The organism is Marinobacter sp. 1-3A, assembly GCF_016597775.1.
Classification (GTDB): Bacteria; Pseudomonadota; Gammaproteobacteria; order Pseudomonadales; family Oleiphilaceae; genus Marinobacter; species Marinobacter xiaoshiensis.
In genome coordinates this window covers 171,721-184,676 of the sequence record NZ_VCGZ01000003.1, presented here as the reverse complement: position 1 = coordinate 184,676, position 12,956 = coordinate 171,721, and the positions used below count along the sequence as shown (strand labels likewise).

Below are 12,956 nucleotides of genomic sequence, written 5' to 3'. Positions count from 1 at the left end.
TGCTCATGAAACGATTGTCAGGATGCCTATGTATACCGGCCAGTGCCTGTGTGGTGATGTTACGTTTGAATACGACGGCCCTTTGGGGCCGCTGTCCCTGTGCCATTGCAGTCAATGCCGGCGGGCCCATGGCAGTGCGTTTTCGGCCAGCTCCCCGCTACAGAAAGTGCGCTTCCGGTTTTTGTCCGGAGAAGCACAACTCACTGAATACGAGTCACGTCCCGGAAAATATCGGGCGTTTTGCAGCCGATGTGGCAGCCATTTGTACAGTCGCGTAGATGCAATTCCGGGCATTCTTCGACTGCGAGTGGGCGCTATCAATGAACCCATAGAAAAGGGGCGGGTGCAGCATGTCTACACAGGCTCGAAGTCGGGTTGGTTTGAAATTACCGATGCGCTGCCCCAGTTTGAGAAAGCCGAACGCACCGGCGACCCTCACTGAGCAGGCACCACCCGGTAGACTTTCCCTTTTGACGAATCTGTCAGTAACCAAAGACTGCCATCTGGCCCTGTTCGAACGTCGCGAATACGTTCGTTCAGGCTGGTGAGCAAATCTTCTTCCTCCATTACTTGCCCATTTTCGATTTCCAGTCGTACCAGTTTGCGCAGCTTGAGTGCGCCTACGAACAGGCTACCTTGCCATTGGGGGAATTCAGAGCCGGTGTAAAACGCCATGCCTGAGGGCGCAATGGATGGGTCCCAGTAGTGCAGGGGCTGAGCCATGCCTTCTTTTTCAGTATGCAAGGTTATCGGAAGCCCGGAGTAGCCAATGCCATAGGTGATTTCAGGCCAGCCGTAATTGGTGCCGGAGCTCAGAATGTTTATTTCATCGCCACCGCGCGGGCCGTGCTCGTGAGTCCAGAGCTCTCCGGTCTCAGGATGCAGGGTCATGCCCTGAATATTGCGGTTTCCCCAGGTGAAAAAAGTGTTGTTTATGCTTGGGTCATCAAGCCCCGGGTTGCCGGGAGCCGGTTCGCCATTCGATGTAATGCGATGAACGCCGCCGGCATCGTCCCGGGTGTCCTGAGCGCGATCCATCTCACCGCGGTCACCAACGGATATGTAGAGGTGGCCGGATGCGTCGAATGCCATGCGCCCGCCAAAGTGGCGGGACGTATTGGAGCGAGGGAGCGCTTCGAAGATGGTGCTGACATCTTTCAGGCGCTCTCCTTCAAAAATCCCGCGGGCTACGCGAGTAGTCATTCCCTGGCTGGAGCGATGTGCATAGCTTAGGAAGAGTGTTTTGTTGTCTGCAAACTCCGGGTGCAGAACCACATCTAGCAATCCGCCCTGGCCAGACACAGCGAGTGATGGAAGCCCCTCAATGGCTTGGGGCAGAAGCCTTCCGCTCTTGATGACTCGCAGGCGGCCCGCTCTCTCCGTAACAAGCATGGATCCGTCGGGGAGAAAGGCCAGGCTCCAAGGGTGTTCTAGCCCACCAGCAACGGTTTCCAGGCTGAAGCGCGTGTTATGGCTGCTAAATGTCTGGGCTGCTATAGCGAAGGGGATGCTTAGAAGTAGCATGCCGCTCAACGGCATCAAGAATTGAATAAGGCGCATGAGTCGTCCTTTAAGCATTGCAAATGATAATCAGTATCATTAAGATATTTTTGTGCTTGTTCATACAGCACAAATAATCTTCACAGAATCTGTTTACACCATAAGCACAGGGAGATACAGCCATGACGGCAGAACAGGAAATGATGGAAGGGCTAAAAATTGCGGCGGGTGCTGGCCTTTTTGCGGCGTTAGTTGTTATCGGGCTTGCGGTTGCGCTGTAACCAGCTGTCCAGTTTGTCAGCGAACTCTTTTCGGTCAGTCTGATTGAATGGTGCTGCACCCCCGGTAACCTGTCCGGCATTACGCATCTCTTCCATGAAGTTCCGCATAGCCAGGCGCTGGCGGATATTTTCCTTGGTGAAGGCCTGGCCTCTTGGGTTAAACACATCTGCACCCTTCTCAATAGCTTCAGCCGCTAACGGGATGTCCTGGGTAATCACCAGGTCACCAGCGCTGAGCTGATCCATAATCTCGTTATCCGCCACATCGAAACCCTGCATTACCTGCCTGGCTTTGATGTAAGGGCTGGGCGGCAGGTTGATCATATGGTTGGCAATAAATGTTGTCTGAACCTGCCAGCGGGTGGCCGCGCGGCAGAGTATTTCCCGAATGGGTACGGGGCAGGCGTCGGCGTCGACCCAGATTGCCATGGCGTATTCCTTTAAGCGGTTTTTTAGCGGTTGAATGATGAAGGGGAGTTTACCTGTTGTGGCAACAGGTGTGGAAGTGGGCGCCAATTTACACCGCCAGAACAGAAACGTTCCAGGTGGTATAATCCCTGTAAATTCAACTAACAGGAAAATCCAATGTCTCAACTTCCTCCTTGCCCCCAGTGTGCTTCTGAATACACCTATGAAGATGGCATTCAGTTCGTTTGCCCCGAGTGCGCCCATGAGTGGACAGAGGCCGAATCGGCAGCTGCAGCAGAAGGTAAAGTAGTACGTGATGCTCACGGTAATGAACTTCAGGATGGTGACGCGGTGACCGTCATCAAGGATCTGAAGGTTAAGGGGTCCAGCTCAGTCGTAAAAGTGGGCACCAAGGTGAAGAGTATTCGTCTTGTTGAAGGGGATCACGATATCGATTGTAAAATTGATGGTATTGGCGCCATGAAGCTGAAATCCGAGTTTGTCAAGAAAGCTTGATACCTGAAGCCGGGTTTAATCTCGCTCGCTGCGACCATTCGACGCACCTTAATTCTTGCTTCGGGTTGAGCTGAAAGCAACACTGTGGACATTGTTACCTTCACTTCTGACATTAGTCATTTTCAGATCAATAGTAGCGACGCGAGAGTTCATGAAAAAACTAAACATTTTGCTGTTTGCCATTAGCGCATCTCTTACCTCGGTTTTTGCCAGTGTTGCCATGGCCCATGAATATTCTGTGGGAGATATTGAAATAGGACATCCATGGAGCCGGCCAACGCCGCCGGGCACGCCTATGGGTGTGGGTTATCTGGTTATTAAAAATCACAGTGATAAGACTGTGACCTTGGTTGGTGCAACTACACCCAAAGCTGAACATGTTTCAATTCATGAAACAGTCATGGTGGATGGTGTTATGCGTATGCAGTCGGTTAAGGAGGGGCTGGCCATCTCAGCAGGTGGTGTAGTAGAACTCAAGCCCCTCAGCTATCACCTGATGCTGGAAAAGCTGGCAGAGCCTATCAAGGAAGGGGAGAGCATTCCTCTGACGCTGGAGTTTGAAGGCGCAGAAGCAGTTAATGTAGAGCTAAGTGTGCAGTCGCTCGACGCTGACACTAAAGAGGTGGAAATGGATCATTCAGGGCACGGAATGGAGCATTGAGCCTTTTCCCGTGAGAACCCCGGTGGCGTTTCCTGCAAATAGCAGGTGCAGTAGAAGCGCCACCGGTGCCAATTCTATTTGCTGCGCGCTTACGAGCAGCCACCGCAGCAAACGCCCGGATCCCCGTGCTTGCCTTTCTTTTCTGTGTTTTTCTCTGTGCTTTCGGCTGCGTTAGCAGTTTGTTGAACGGCACCGTCTGTGGGTTGATCTGCGTTCGCTTTGGCGCCTTCGTTTGAGCTGGTCACTTCTTTAAATAGTTGTGTCATTTGATGTTTCCTGCTGGGTGAACAATAAGATTCATTTTGTATGGATGTTATGGCGAGTTTGCGAAAGTGTCAATGCATGTTTTTACGGAGGCAGCCTGCTGAAGAGGCTGCTTAGACGCACATCCAAAAAACTGAGTGGGGATTCATTTATGTGCTAAAGTCATGGGCTACAAGGTCATAGCCAGGCTCAAAGCTTTGAGTGCGCTTGCTGCAGCTTTAACGGCAAAATCTGGGGCCGGACAGATTGTTTAATAGTTAGGGATTTTGCAGTTTATGGCTGACCACAGTGGTGCTGTCACGTCCGCATCGCGGCGTGAGCGAGGGGTGAAGTTCTGGCGAGTTACACGCCGGGTATGTCAGCTTGCCGCGACAATCGATATATCTTTTTTCTTCCTGTTTCTTTTTCTCGGGTCACCTATCCTGGCGTGGATAAACGTTGCCAGCGTGGCTATGTATATGGCTGCGTATTATGCGATCAATCGCAGGCAGAACCGCCTTGCAATTGCGCTTATCTGGTCAGAGGTCATTATCCACTCCGCACTTGGAACCCTGATGATCGGATGGGAGAGTGGCTTTCACTACTATTTGCTAATGTTTATCCCTACCGTGTGTATCAGCTCGGTGCGCCCGGGTACTATTATTTCCTTGATAGTCGTGTTGTGGGGTTACTACATAGGGCTCGATATTCTTATGTGGTTCATGGAGCCCTTCCAGCCAATACCTTCAGGCGCTTTGCTCGGCGTTCACTTGTTCAATCTTAGTGTTGTATTTGCGATGTTTGCTTACCTGTCATTCTTTTATATGAGGATGGTGGTTTCAGCACAGCGCAAACTCCAGAGGCTGGCCACGGTTGATTCGCTAACTGGGCTTTTAAATCGTCGCCATGGAAGCGACCTGGCTGAAAATGAAATCGCACGCTTTCGCAGGGTGGGGCACCCTGTCGCATTCATGCTGCTTGATGTGGATCACTTCAAGTCATTCAACGATCAGTTTGGCCATGGGACGGGTGACACGATTCTGACTGAAATCGGGCGGTTAATCCCGGCACAGCTGAGAGTCCAGGATATTGCTGCACGCTGGGGAGGCGAGGAATTTCTGGTTATTCTTCCGGATACCAAAATTGAAAGTGCACTGGCTAGTGCCGAGAGGATCAGAGTTGCACTCCGCAGTAATGACTGGAAGCAGGCTACAGGTGAGTCGATTGATGTAACTATCAGCGTTGGTGTGAGCGAGGTCTGTGCAAATGACGATCTGGCATCTGTGATAAGCCGTGCAGATCGGGCGTTATATCGCGGCAAGGCTGGAGGACGAAATCGTGTAGAGCAGGAGGGAGAGCTGCAGCGGTAAAAAAATTCGGGCAACAAAAAAGGCAGCCGTAGCTGCCTTTTTTTAGCGTTGTCTGTTAATTAAACAGCAACAACGTTCTCAGCCTGAGGACCTTTCTGGCCCTGAGTCACGGTGAAGTCAACTTGCTGGCCTTCAGCCAGAGTCTTAAAACCGCCGCCCTGAATAGCGCTGTAGTGAACAAATACGTCGGGGCCGCCTTCACGAGTGATAAAGCCAAAACCTTTTGCTTCGTTGAAAAACTTAACAGTACCGGTAACAGTAGACATAATATAATCCTGATTTCAATCTTTTAAAGTGCCGCCAGGTCATCATCTTGATGGCTGGTCAGCGGTATGCGGAAACAAAAAACGGGCGTGATCAAAAACAGGACGTACAACTACTGGAATGCGTCATATTGATGAAGTGCTTTGCTAAATCTTTCCAACGAGGGCCACTGTACCTGCTGGTCGATGAAAAGCAAAGGATTTTCTTGTACGCATAAACCCGACATTTTCAGCAACATGAGGTATGTTTGCCTCAGCAATTTGAAATATCAATCAATTAACAAAGGAGTTTCCGCCTTGTCTGAGCTATCTACCTACGAAAGTTTTTCTGTCAGTGTCGAAAACAAGATTGCCCATGTGCAGTTCAGTCGCCCCGAAGCACTGAACTCCATGAACAAGGCCTTTTGGCTTGAGCTGCCCAAGTGCATGCAGGACATCGAAGCGAACACTGATGCCCGGGTAATTGTAGTGTCGTCCACGGGGAAGCACTTTTCAGCCGGCATGGATCTTGGTGTTTTTACAGACTCCAAGGCAGTGCCTATGAGCGGTGATCCTGGCCGAATGGCAGAGAATCTGCGCCGGGTTGTTATGCAGCTTCAGGATACTCTCACGTCGCTGGAAAATGTTCGTTTACCAGTGCTTGCCGCTATTCATGGAGGCTGTATCGGTGGTGCTCTGGATTTGGTATGTGCGGCAGATAGCCGTTACTGCACGGAAGATGCATATTTCACTATCAAGGAAACCGAACTGGGGATGACCGCCGATGTGGGCACTCTGCAGCGGTTGCCCAAATTGATGCCGGAAGGCGTTGTGCGTGAACTGGCCTACACCGGTCGCAAGTTTACCGCGCAGGAAGCCAAAGGGCTGGGGTTTGTGAATGCTGTTTTCACTGATCAGGACGCACTGATTGCAGGCGTTATGGATATTGCTTCTCAAATTGCGGCTAATTCACCGCTGGCGGTTACCGGCTGTAAAGAAATGCTGAACTACAGCCGTGACCATACGGTCGCTGATAGCCTGAAGTACATGGCAACCTGGCAGGCAGGAATGTTCAGACCCACCGATATGATGAAAACCTTCCAGGCTAAGGCCCAGAAGCAGGCGCCACAATACGATGACCTGTTCCCGGTGAAGGGGCTTTTTGAAAAGTAATCGGCGGTGACGAAACACAATCGCGCGAAAGTTTCTCCTGTTTCCGCCCTGATGTTTCAGGGTGGGATAGGGGTTGCTGGGTTGTTGGTGATTCTGGTCGCCGATATCCCGATTCAGACGTTTGGTACCGGGATTCTGCCAAGCGTATTTTATGGAGTACTGGGTGCGCTTTGCACCTACGGCGCATTGTTGCTGGTCAGTCAGATTCCAGGTCTGTTCCCGGGCAATTTCGAACGCCAAATGCACGGCTTGCACCTGTTTGCGTCAGGGTATTCATGGTTCGTTCTGTTTCTGCTTTCGGTGTTTGCCGGGGTGGGGGAGGAACTCTTGTTCAGGGGAGCCTTGCAAGGCTGGCTCGCCACAAGCGCAGGCGCTATACCTGCCGTGCTGATAGCGTCAGTACTCTTTGGTCTGGTCCACTACATATCCTTCACTTACTTTATTGTGGCTACCGTCCTTGGGCTGGTTTTGGGCCTGGCTTATGCGATGACGGACAGCATCCTTTTGGTTATGATCTGGCACGGCGTTTACGACATGGTAGCGCTGTTCTGTCTGCTTCGGTTTCCTGAGTGGTTTGGCATAAGCCTGCACTCGAGAGATTAAGAGCGTGCCGCTTTCAATGCTGCCGTCAGCCGCTCGATAACACCCCCGCTATGACGCCAGAAGTGCCAGTACAAGGTTACTTCCAGTGATTGACCGGGAGCAATACTGATAAGGCGCCCTGCCTCGATGTCAGGCTTTGCCTGAATCTCCGGAATCATGCCGTAACCCATGCCTGCCAGAGCCAGTTTCACAAAACCTTCTGAAGACGGGCATAAATGATAGGGGAAGGCGCCATGGTAGCCACTCTGAGCCAAAAACCGATGCTGTAGCTGATCGTTTGGCCCGAATACAATTGCCGGTGCTGATTGAAGGCTCTGCTCATTAAAGCCCTGACTGAAATGCTGTGCTTTATATGAAGGTGTTGCCAGAGGCAGATAGGGCATTTTGCCAAGCGGAACGCAGCGAGCCCCGGGTACGGGTTGTGAATTGCTGCACAGGCATGCGACCACATCACCTTCACGCATGCGGCGCAGTGCTATGTCCTGATCTTCAATGACCATATCCAGCAACAATGCTTCGTCCCGACAGAATTCGCCGATGGCGCTGGCCCACCAGGTTGCGAGGCTGTCAGCATTCAGGGCGATGCGTAATCGAGCTGTCGGTTCGGGAAGCGATGGAAGGGATTTTGCCAGATCCCTTTCAAGTAGTTGAACCTGCTGAACGTGATTTAGCAGCCGCTGCCCGGCAGGCGTGGCTCTTGGAACAGGGCTGCGTAATAGAACCGGTTGTCCGATCCGGATCTCCAGAGTTCGGATGCGCTGTGAAATAGCGGACTGGCTCAGGCCAAGCACGACACCTGCCCGTTCAAAACCGCCTGTTTCGATAACCGTTGCGAGGGCTTCCAGTAATTTGTAATCGATCATAAGAGAAATTAATGCAGCATTATGAATATGAATTTCAAGTATGCGGAGAAGCGGCTATTCTTGCGGCATAAAATTTGGAGTGAAAACCTGTGGTTGAAAGTTATTTTACGGGCTTAATAGTCGGTGGCGGGCTTATTGTTGCGATCGGTGCACAGAATGCCTATGTGCTAAGTCAGGCTATCCGGCGAGAGCACCACTGGTGGGCGGCCGGTGTGTGCATGACCGCAGATATCACCCTTTTCACCCTTGGTATGTTCGGAGTTAGTGCTGCCTTAATGGCCATGCCTCAGGCGCTGGAGGTTCTGCGCTGGTTTGGCGTGGTTTTTCTTAGCTGGCTTGCGGTACAAGCCTTTGTTCGCGCCAGTCGGGGCAGGGCAACGCTTGAGGCCAGAGAGGTTTCGCGCCGAAGTGTGAAAGGCGTGTTGCTCACCACCCTGGCGGTTACCCTGCTTAACCCTCATGTATATCTTGATACTTTACTGTTAGTGCCCGCAGTGGGTGCCCAGCAGCCAAGCGCAGCCGCTTTTTTAGCGGGCGCCAGTAGTGCGTCTGTTCTTTGGTTCGGCTTGTTGGCTTGGGGTGGGTCAGCAATGGCGCCTGTCCTGTCTCGCCCACTGGTTTGGCGAGTTATTGATGGCGTTATTGGTGTGATGATGGCTGCCATTGCTCTTCAACTGGCTCTCAATGGCAGCCTGGAGCCATAATCAGGAAGTCCTAGTCAAACCGCCGAGCGCCTGAGAAGCGATCTTTCCAGTAATACCCATTCAGATTCGACATGATGACGCCGGACGACGTTGATGCATGGATGAAGCGGTTATCGCCCATATAAATGCCAGCGTGCTGGTCTTTCCCCGCGATTCTGAAGAACACGATATCACCAGGTTCAACGTCTCCCGGATGAACGACATCGCCATAGCTCAGCATTTTCGAGGTTGTGCGCGGCAGGGTTTGCCCCAAACTCTCACGATAGGCCGTTGTTATAAAACCTGAACAGTCGAACCCTTGCGCAGTGGTGCCGCCGTATTGATACGGCGCTCCCTGGTAGCGTTCGAAGGCTTGCCACAGCTTTTCAGCTTTCGCATTACCCGGTATGAACTCGGGTGATGAGTATTGTGCTGAAGCATTGCCGGATTGCAGAGCCTGGTTGCTGGCGCAACCACCGAGAAACAGGGAGGAAAGAAAAATAATAAAGCCAAACCTGAAAACCTGAGACATACAAATACCTGAGCAATCGTTCTTTGAACCTACTTTATTACCGAACTGCAGTTATGTCAGGTTACGGTTTGCACGATTTGGTATCCTTGCGGCATGTTGAAACTATCAAATGCTGTCGAAATTGCTGAATGGGAAATTGAGATTACCCAGATTCGGTCTCAGGGTCCCGGTGGGCAGAATGTAAATAAAGTGGCCTCGGCGGTGCACCTGCGCTTTGATGTGCCGAACTCTGCACTGCCGCCGTTTTACAAGGAGCGCCTCATGGCGCTGCAGGACCAGCGCATCAGCAAGGAAGGTGTGATCATTATTAAAGCCCAGTCGTTTCGTACACTGGAGCTGAATAAGGAAGATGCGCTTGAGCGCTTGAAAGAGCTGATTCAGGAGGCAGTCAAGGTACAGAAAGTGCGCCGTGCTACCCGGCCATCCAGATCTGCCCAGCGCAAACGAGTGGATAAAAAAACTCAAAAAGGCAAAACCAAAGCACTGCGCGGCAAGGTTCAGGTGTGAGTCATCTCTGATTCGCGGTTGACGGCTTCAATCTTCTTGATAAAGGCCTCCACGTCTGCAAAGGCCTCTTCAGCCTCTGGTAGCACGGGTGTAAAAATCTGCCATACGTGAACCATGTCCGACCAGGTGTGCAGTTCCACCTGTGAGCCTGCAGCGTTTGCTTTGGCGGCGTATCGCCGGGCGTTGTCCAGTAGCATCTCGGACGTACTGGCCTGGATCAGTATAGGGGGCAAATCAGCAAGATTACCCAGCAGGGGTGATGCAACAGGACTGGTTGGTGAAATACGGAAAGCCGCCAGTGTTGCCCACCAGATAACCGGCTTTGGAATCTTCGACAGACCGCCAAAAACAGGCCCCAGCATAGGATCTGTAGAGATATTGTTACGGTTGCTCGGTGCTGAAAGAGTGAGATCTGTGGACGGTGAAAACGCCACGGCGCCGTTTGCCTGGCGCAGGCCGCTGTCACGAATCCAGGCCAGCAGGCCAAGTGTATGGCTGCCACCCGCAGAGTCTCCCGCCACCAGAATGAATGATGCCTCCCCAGCACCCTCCGGGCCGTTATCGACCAGCCAGGTGTAGGCTTCACGACAATCACGCACACCATCCATAAAACGATGCTCTGGCATCAGGCGGTAATCCACGGCAAAGACGGCTGCATTGGCTATGTGGGATAGCCGATTGGTAATGGCCCTGTGGCTTCGGGAGCTCCCGGCTGCCCATGCACCGCCATGGATGTAGAGAATGCGCCTGCGGGTATCACAACCCGGCGCGATCACCCATTCGCCGCGAGGGTTATCGCATCGCCGAAATTCTGATGTAAGTTCAAGGCCATCACTCAGGCTGTCCAGATGTTTACGAAGTGCCATGAGTCTTGCTTTGCCGCGAAGCCCGATACCAGCTCTGCGCATCTCCTTCAATCGCTCCAAAACATTCTGGTTCTCTGCACTGGGGCTTGTTGTCCTTACTGAATAGGTTTCCTTGTCCAGGTGGGAAAGGTCCTCTATGCGGAAAAGAAGAAAGGTCAGTGCAACAATAAACAGAACGACAGTGGCGATAATCCAGAACATGAGTAGCCCGTATCCTGAGAGTTGGCCCGGATGGGCCGGGCACACTATGCTTTGAGTATAAAGCATCGCAGATTTTTGCGGTTGATGCCCCCAAATTTCACAGAAGGAGAAGGGCGATGCAAATAGCCTATCGTGCCAAGGACATCACAGAAGCGCATATCGTTGCCGGGTTACTGAACGCCAGCGGCATTAAAACCCATGTGGGCGGGCTTTATCTGCAGGGTGCAATGGGTGAGATTGGTGCAGCGGGTTTTAGCAATGTGCATGTAGATGATGAGGATCTTTATCCGGCCCGGCAGGTGATTGCAGAGTATGAGGCAAATGGTCAGGCCGTTCCTGCCCCGGAAACCGTTGAGGGTAAGCCGGACTCTTATGCCCGCTGGTTTTTGCTGACAATGGCTGTCCTGGCATTGATTTGGTTAAATCTTCGCTGATGCAGCCGCCATTTCGTGCTTGGCGATCATCGCTTAACACTGCGCTGCCGTGGCTTTCCGGCTTTGGGGCGCTTTGACGACACAGGTTTTTTTCCTGCAGAGGGTCTTGTGTTCGAAGGCCCGGTTTTTTTTCTGCCTGTATTGCTATCCCGCTGGCCAGTTTTTGGCCCGGGTGCAGGCGGGCGCGGGGAACCCTTGGGTTTGCCAGTCGCCTTTTTCCTGGCGGCGGGCTTGGCTGGCGCACCATCAGACGAAGAATCCCGTATGGCATCGTATAGGCCCGCCAGTTCTTTCTCTGTAAGATCCCGCCACTGACCCACTGCCAACCCCTTGAGATTGACGTTCATAATACGAACACGTTCAAGCCGGGTTACTTCAAACCCGAAATGTTCACTCATTCTTCGAATCTGCCGGTTCAGCCCCTGCACCAGTATGATGCGAAATACAAAACGGCTTTCTTGAACCACTTTGCACTTTTTGGTCATAGTGCCGAGGATGGGTACACCTCCGGACATGCCTTTTATGAACGCCGCGGAGATGGGTTTATCAACGGTGACTACATACTCTTTTTCGTGATTGTTGCCGGCGCGGAGGATTTTGTTAACCAGATCCCCGTTGCTGGTCATGAAAATCAGCCCCTGTGAATCTTTGTCGAGGCGTCCGATTGGAAAAATGCGCGTACTGTGACCAACAAAGCGCTGGATGTTGTGTTTTTCCGCATCATCGGTTGTGCTGACGATCCCCACCGGCTTATTGAGAGCGATGAATACCAGATCTTCTTCCGCCCGAGGCTCAATCACTTGGCCATTAACTCTTACCGTGTCGCCGGGTGATACTTGGTCGCCCACGCTGGCGCGCTTGCCATTGATGTAGACATTGCCCTGTTCAATGTAACGATCCGCTTCCCGGCGTGAACACATGCCGCTTTCGCTGATGTATTTATTAAGGCGCGTGGAATGATTGCTGGTCATTTATTGTCCGGTTGTGAGGCTGAGACGGGGCATCATAGCAGGCGGCTGGCTGTCTCGCAGCCCACCGGTTGGCGCTTTATAGTTCAGTCTGTCATTATTTTTACACGTATTTATCAGCCCTGAGGGCGTAGGCATCAATGAATCATACCCAGTATTTTCTCTTGCCGTGGGCAGTGCGCCTACGAAAAGCTTTCGCAGGTCTGGTTCTGCTGCTTGCTCTTCCAGCCTCCGCGCAGACGATTCACCTGGTAACGGAGGAATGGCCTGGATTGATTGATGATACTCCACAGGGGCCAAGCGGTGTGCTCTGGGACATATCGAGGGATGTGCTTGAAAGCATGGGATATGATGTAAAGCTGGATTTCGTTCCCTGGAAACGGGCTCAGCGCCTGGTATCAGAAAATTCGCGTGACGGTATTATTGGTATAGGCATAACGGATGAGCGGGAGAAAATCTTTCGTTTTCCGGAAGAAGCTCTTCTGGTTAGTGAAACGGCGGTATACACGCTGAAGGAAAGAGGTTTTGAGTATGAGGGTCTGGATTCCCTGAGAGGGATGAATGTTGGTGTGTCTCCCGGCTATGTTTATTCATCTGAAGTCAGGGCCGCCACTCATTTTGAGCAAGTGGATATGCCAACTATTGAGTCTGGGCTCAAGATGCTTTTGCTAGGACGTATTGATGCCATGCTGGCAAATCGGAATGTTGTTCGGGGGCAGGGGGAGCGACTGGGCATTACGCATCAGATCAGGGCGTCGGAGAAGCCCGTCAGTGGAGGGCCGGTTTACCTGGTTTTCAGTCCGGGAACATCATCAGAGTTTCTGGAGACATTTTCTCAATCACTGAAACGCTATAAGAACTCCGGGGCATACGCAGTTGATGGCCTCCGGTAAACCGGAGGCCAT

18 protein-coding genes are annotated in these 12,956 nt (G+C 52.1%); 10 read left to right on the top strand and 8 right to left on the bottom strand.

Going from position 1 to position 12,956, the window contains the following annotated elements; all coding sequences use genetic code 11:
* Positions 1-28: 28 nt before the first annotated feature.
* Complete coding sequence (locus FE848_RS05995; RefSeq protein ID WP_200202110.1) at positions 29-442, top strand: GFA family protein; 414 nt, start codon at positions 29-31, stop codon at positions 440-442.
* Here the strand turns inward: FE848_RS05995 and FE848_RS05990 are convergent.
* Entirely contained in the window at positions 436-1,560 is a 1,125-nt protein-coding gene (locus FE848_RS05990) for a PQQ-dependent sugar dehydrogenase (protein ID WP_200201852.1), read from the bottom strand. The genes FE848_RS05995 and FE848_RS05990 overlap by 7 nt on opposite strands.
* A 188-nt stretch (positions 1,561-1,748) precedes the next feature.
* Positions 1,749-2,210: a YaiI/YqxD family protein gene (locus FE848_RS05985; protein WP_200201851.1), complete on the bottom strand. Its 462-nt coding sequence runs from the start codon at positions 2,208-2,210 to the stop codon at positions 1,749-1,751.
* Between the two features lie 156 nt (positions 2,211-2,366).
* Here FE848_RS05985 and FE848_RS05980 point away from each other — a divergent pair, with 156 nt between their 5' ends.
* The gene (locus tag FE848_RS05980; protein ID WP_200201850.1) at positions 2,367-2,705 is read left to right on the top strand and encodes a zinc ribbon domain-containing protein YjdM; all 339 of its coding nucleotides are present in this window, start codon (positions 2,367-2,369) and stop codon (positions 2,703-2,705) included.
* 151 nt (positions 2,706-2,856) lie between these two features.
* Positions 2,857-3,366: a copper chaperone PCu(A)C gene (locus FE848_RS05975; RefSeq protein ID WP_200201849.1), complete on the top strand. Its 510-nt coding sequence runs from the start codon at positions 2,857-2,859 to the stop codon at positions 3,364-3,366.
* A gap of 89 nt (positions 3,367-3,455) precedes the next feature.
* On the opposite strand, the gene FE848_RS05970 is transcribed toward FE848_RS05975, so the two are convergent.
* A complete protein-coding gene (locus tag FE848_RS05970) occupies positions 3,456-3,632 on the bottom strand; it encodes a CCGSCS motif protein (RefSeq protein ID WP_200201848.1) in 177 nt (58 codons plus the stop codon).
* Positions 3,633-3,905: 273 nt separating this feature from the next.
* Here FE848_RS05970 and FE848_RS05965 point away from each other — a divergent pair, with 273 nt between their 5' ends.
* Entirely contained in the window at positions 3,906-4,979 is a 1,074-nt protein-coding gene (locus FE848_RS05965) for a GGDEF domain-containing protein (RefSeq protein ID WP_200201847.1), read from the top strand.
* 59 nt (positions 4,980-5,038) lie between these two features.
* Here the strand turns inward: FE848_RS05965 and FE848_RS05960 are convergent, their stop codons facing one another.
* The gene (locus FE848_RS05960; protein WP_071266268.1) at positions 5,039-5,245 is read right to left on the bottom strand and encodes a cold-shock protein; all 207 of its coding nucleotides are present in this window, start codon (positions 5,243-5,245) and stop codon (positions 5,039-5,041) included.
* A gap of 294 nt (positions 5,246-5,539) precedes the next feature.
* Here FE848_RS05960 and FE848_RS05955 point away from each other — a divergent pair, with 294 nt between their 5' ends.
* Positions 5,540-6,394, top strand: a complete 855-nt coding sequence (locus tag FE848_RS05955; protein WP_200201846.1) for a crotonase/enoyl-CoA hydratase family protein — start codon at positions 5,540-5,542, stop codon at positions 6,392-6,394.
* Between the two features lie 6 nt (positions 6,395-6,400).
* The gene (locus FE848_RS05950) at positions 6,401-6,997 is read left to right on the top strand and encodes a CPBP family intramembrane glutamic endopeptidase (RefSeq protein ID WP_320159507.1); all 597 of its coding nucleotides are present in this window, start codon (positions 6,401-6,403) and stop codon (positions 6,995-6,997) included.
* On the opposite strand, the gene FE848_RS05945 is transcribed toward FE848_RS05950, so the two are convergent.
* On the bottom strand, positions 6,994-7,860 hold the full coding sequence (locus FE848_RS05945) for a LysR family transcriptional regulator ArgP (protein WP_200201845.1): 867 nt from the start codon (positions 7,858-7,860) through the stop codon (positions 6,994-6,996). The genes FE848_RS05950 and FE848_RS05945 overlap by 4 nt on opposite strands.
* Before the next feature lie 89 nt (positions 7,861-7,949).
* Here FE848_RS05945 and FE848_RS05940 point away from each other — a divergent pair, with 89 nt between their 5' ends.
* A complete protein-coding gene (locus tag FE848_RS05940; RefSeq protein WP_200201844.1) occupies positions 7,950-8,564 on the top strand; it encodes a LysE/ArgO family amino acid transporter in 615 nt (204 codons plus the stop codon).
* 10 nt (positions 8,565-8,574) lie between these two features.
* Here the strand turns inward: FE848_RS05940 and FE848_RS05935 are convergent, their stop codons facing one another.
* Positions 8,575-9,075 (bottom strand): C40 family peptidase, encoded by a 501-nt coding sequence (locus FE848_RS05935; RefSeq protein WP_200201843.1) that lies wholly within the window; start codon positions 9,073-9,075, stop codon positions 8,575-8,577.
* A 93-nt stretch (positions 9,076-9,168) separates the two neighbouring features.
* On the opposite strand from FE848_RS05935, the gene arfB reads away from it, so the two are divergent.
* Positions 9,169-9,582 carry an alternative ribosome rescue aminoacyl-tRNA hydrolase ArfB gene (arfB, locus tag FE848_RS05930; RefSeq protein WP_200201842.1) on the top strand — a complete coding sequence of 138 codons (414 nt, stop codon included), beginning with the start codon at positions 9,169-9,171 and terminating at the stop codon, positions 9,580-9,582.
* On the opposite strand, the gene FE848_RS05925 is transcribed toward arfB, so the two are convergent.
* A complete protein-coding gene (locus tag FE848_RS05925) occupies positions 9,573-10,649 on the bottom strand; it encodes an alpha/beta hydrolase (protein WP_200201841.1) in 1,077 nt (358 codons plus the stop codon). The two genes, arfB and FE848_RS05925, sit on opposite strands and share 10 nt — an antisense overlap.
* A 116-nt stretch (positions 10,650-10,765) precedes the next feature.
* Here FE848_RS05925 and FE848_RS05920 point away from each other — a divergent pair, with 116 nt between their 5' ends.
* Positions 10,766-11,083, top strand: a complete 318-nt coding sequence (locus tag FE848_RS05920) for a DUF2007 domain-containing protein (RefSeq protein ID WP_200201840.1) — start codon at positions 10,766-10,768, stop codon at positions 11,081-11,083.
* 26 nt (positions 11,084-11,109) lie between these two features.
* On the opposite strand, the gene rluF is transcribed toward FE848_RS05920, so the two are convergent.
* Positions 11,110-12,054: a 23S rRNA pseudouridine(2604) synthase RluF gene (gene rluF / locus FE848_RS05915; protein WP_200201839.1), complete on the bottom strand. Its 945-nt coding sequence runs from the start codon at positions 12,052-12,054 to the stop codon at positions 11,110-11,112.
* A gap of 137 nt (positions 12,055-12,191) precedes the next feature.
* Between rluF and FE848_RS05910 the strand changes: the two genes are divergently transcribed.
* Complete coding sequence (locus FE848_RS05910; RefSeq protein ID WP_200201838.1) at positions 12,192-12,944, top strand: substrate-binding periplasmic protein; 753 nt, start codon at positions 12,192-12,194, stop codon at positions 12,942-12,944.
* The last annotated feature ends 12 nt before the right edge of the window (positions 12,945-12,956 follow it).

Excerpts from the sequence above, each read along its gene's own strand:
- FE848_RS05995 (WP_200202110.1), top strand. The coding sequence starts at position 29 with ATGTATACCGGCCAGTGCCTGTGTGGTGATGTTACGTTTGAATACGAC.
- FE848_RS05990 (WP_200201852.1), bottom strand. The coding sequence starts at position 1,560 with ATGCGCCTTATTCAATTCTTGATGCCGTTGAGCGGCATGCTACTTCTA.
- arfB (WP_200201842.1), top strand. The coding sequence starts at position 9,169 with ATGTTGAAACTATCAAATGCTGTCGAAATTGCTGAATGGGAAATTGAG.
- FE848_RS05945 (WP_200201845.1), bottom strand. The coding sequence starts at position 7,860 with ATGATCGATTACAAATTACTGGAAGCCCTCGCAACGGTTATCGAAACA.
- FE848_RS05935 (WP_200201843.1), bottom strand. The coding sequence starts at position 9,075 with ATGTCTCAGGTTTTCAGGTTTGGCTTTATTATTTTTCTTTCCTCCCTG.
- FE848_RS05975 (WP_200201849.1), top strand. The coding sequence starts at position 2,857 with ATGAAAAAACTAAACATTTTGCTGTTTGCCATTAGCGCATCTCTTACC.
- FE848_RS05920 (WP_200201840.1), top strand. The coding sequence starts at position 10,766 with ATGCAAATAGCCTATCGTGCCAAGGACATCACAGAAGCGCATATCGTT.
- rluF (WP_200201839.1), bottom strand. The coding sequence starts at position 12,054 with ATGACCAGCAATCATTCCACGCGCCTTAATAAATACATCAGCGAAAGC.
- FE848_RS05965 (WP_200201847.1), top strand. The coding sequence starts at position 3,906 with ATGGCTGACCACAGTGGTGCTGTCACGTCCGCATCGCGGCGTGAGCGA.
- FE848_RS05910 (WP_200201838.1), top strand. The coding sequence starts at position 12,192 with ATGAATCATACCCAGTATTTTCTCTTGCCGTGGGCAGTGCGCCTACGA.
- FE848_RS05985 (WP_200201851.1), bottom strand. The coding sequence starts at position 2,210 with ATGGCAATCTGGGTCGACGCCGACGCCTGCCCCGTACCCATTCGGGAA.
- FE848_RS05925 (WP_200201841.1), bottom strand. The coding sequence starts at position 10,649 with ATGTTCTGGATTATCGCCACTGTCGTTCTGTTTATTGTTGCACTGACC.
- FE848_RS05970 (WP_200201848.1), bottom strand. The coding sequence starts at position 3,632 with ATGACACAACTATTTAAAGAAGTGACCAGCTCAAACGAAGGCGCCAAA.
- FE848_RS05980 (WP_200201850.1), top strand. The coding sequence starts at position 2,367 with ATGTCTCAACTTCCTCCTTGCCCCCAGTGTGCTTCTGAATACACCTAT.
- FE848_RS05960 (WP_071266268.1), bottom strand. The coding sequence starts at position 5,245 with ATGTCTACTGTTACCGGTACTGTTAAGTTTTTCAACGAAGCAAAAGGT.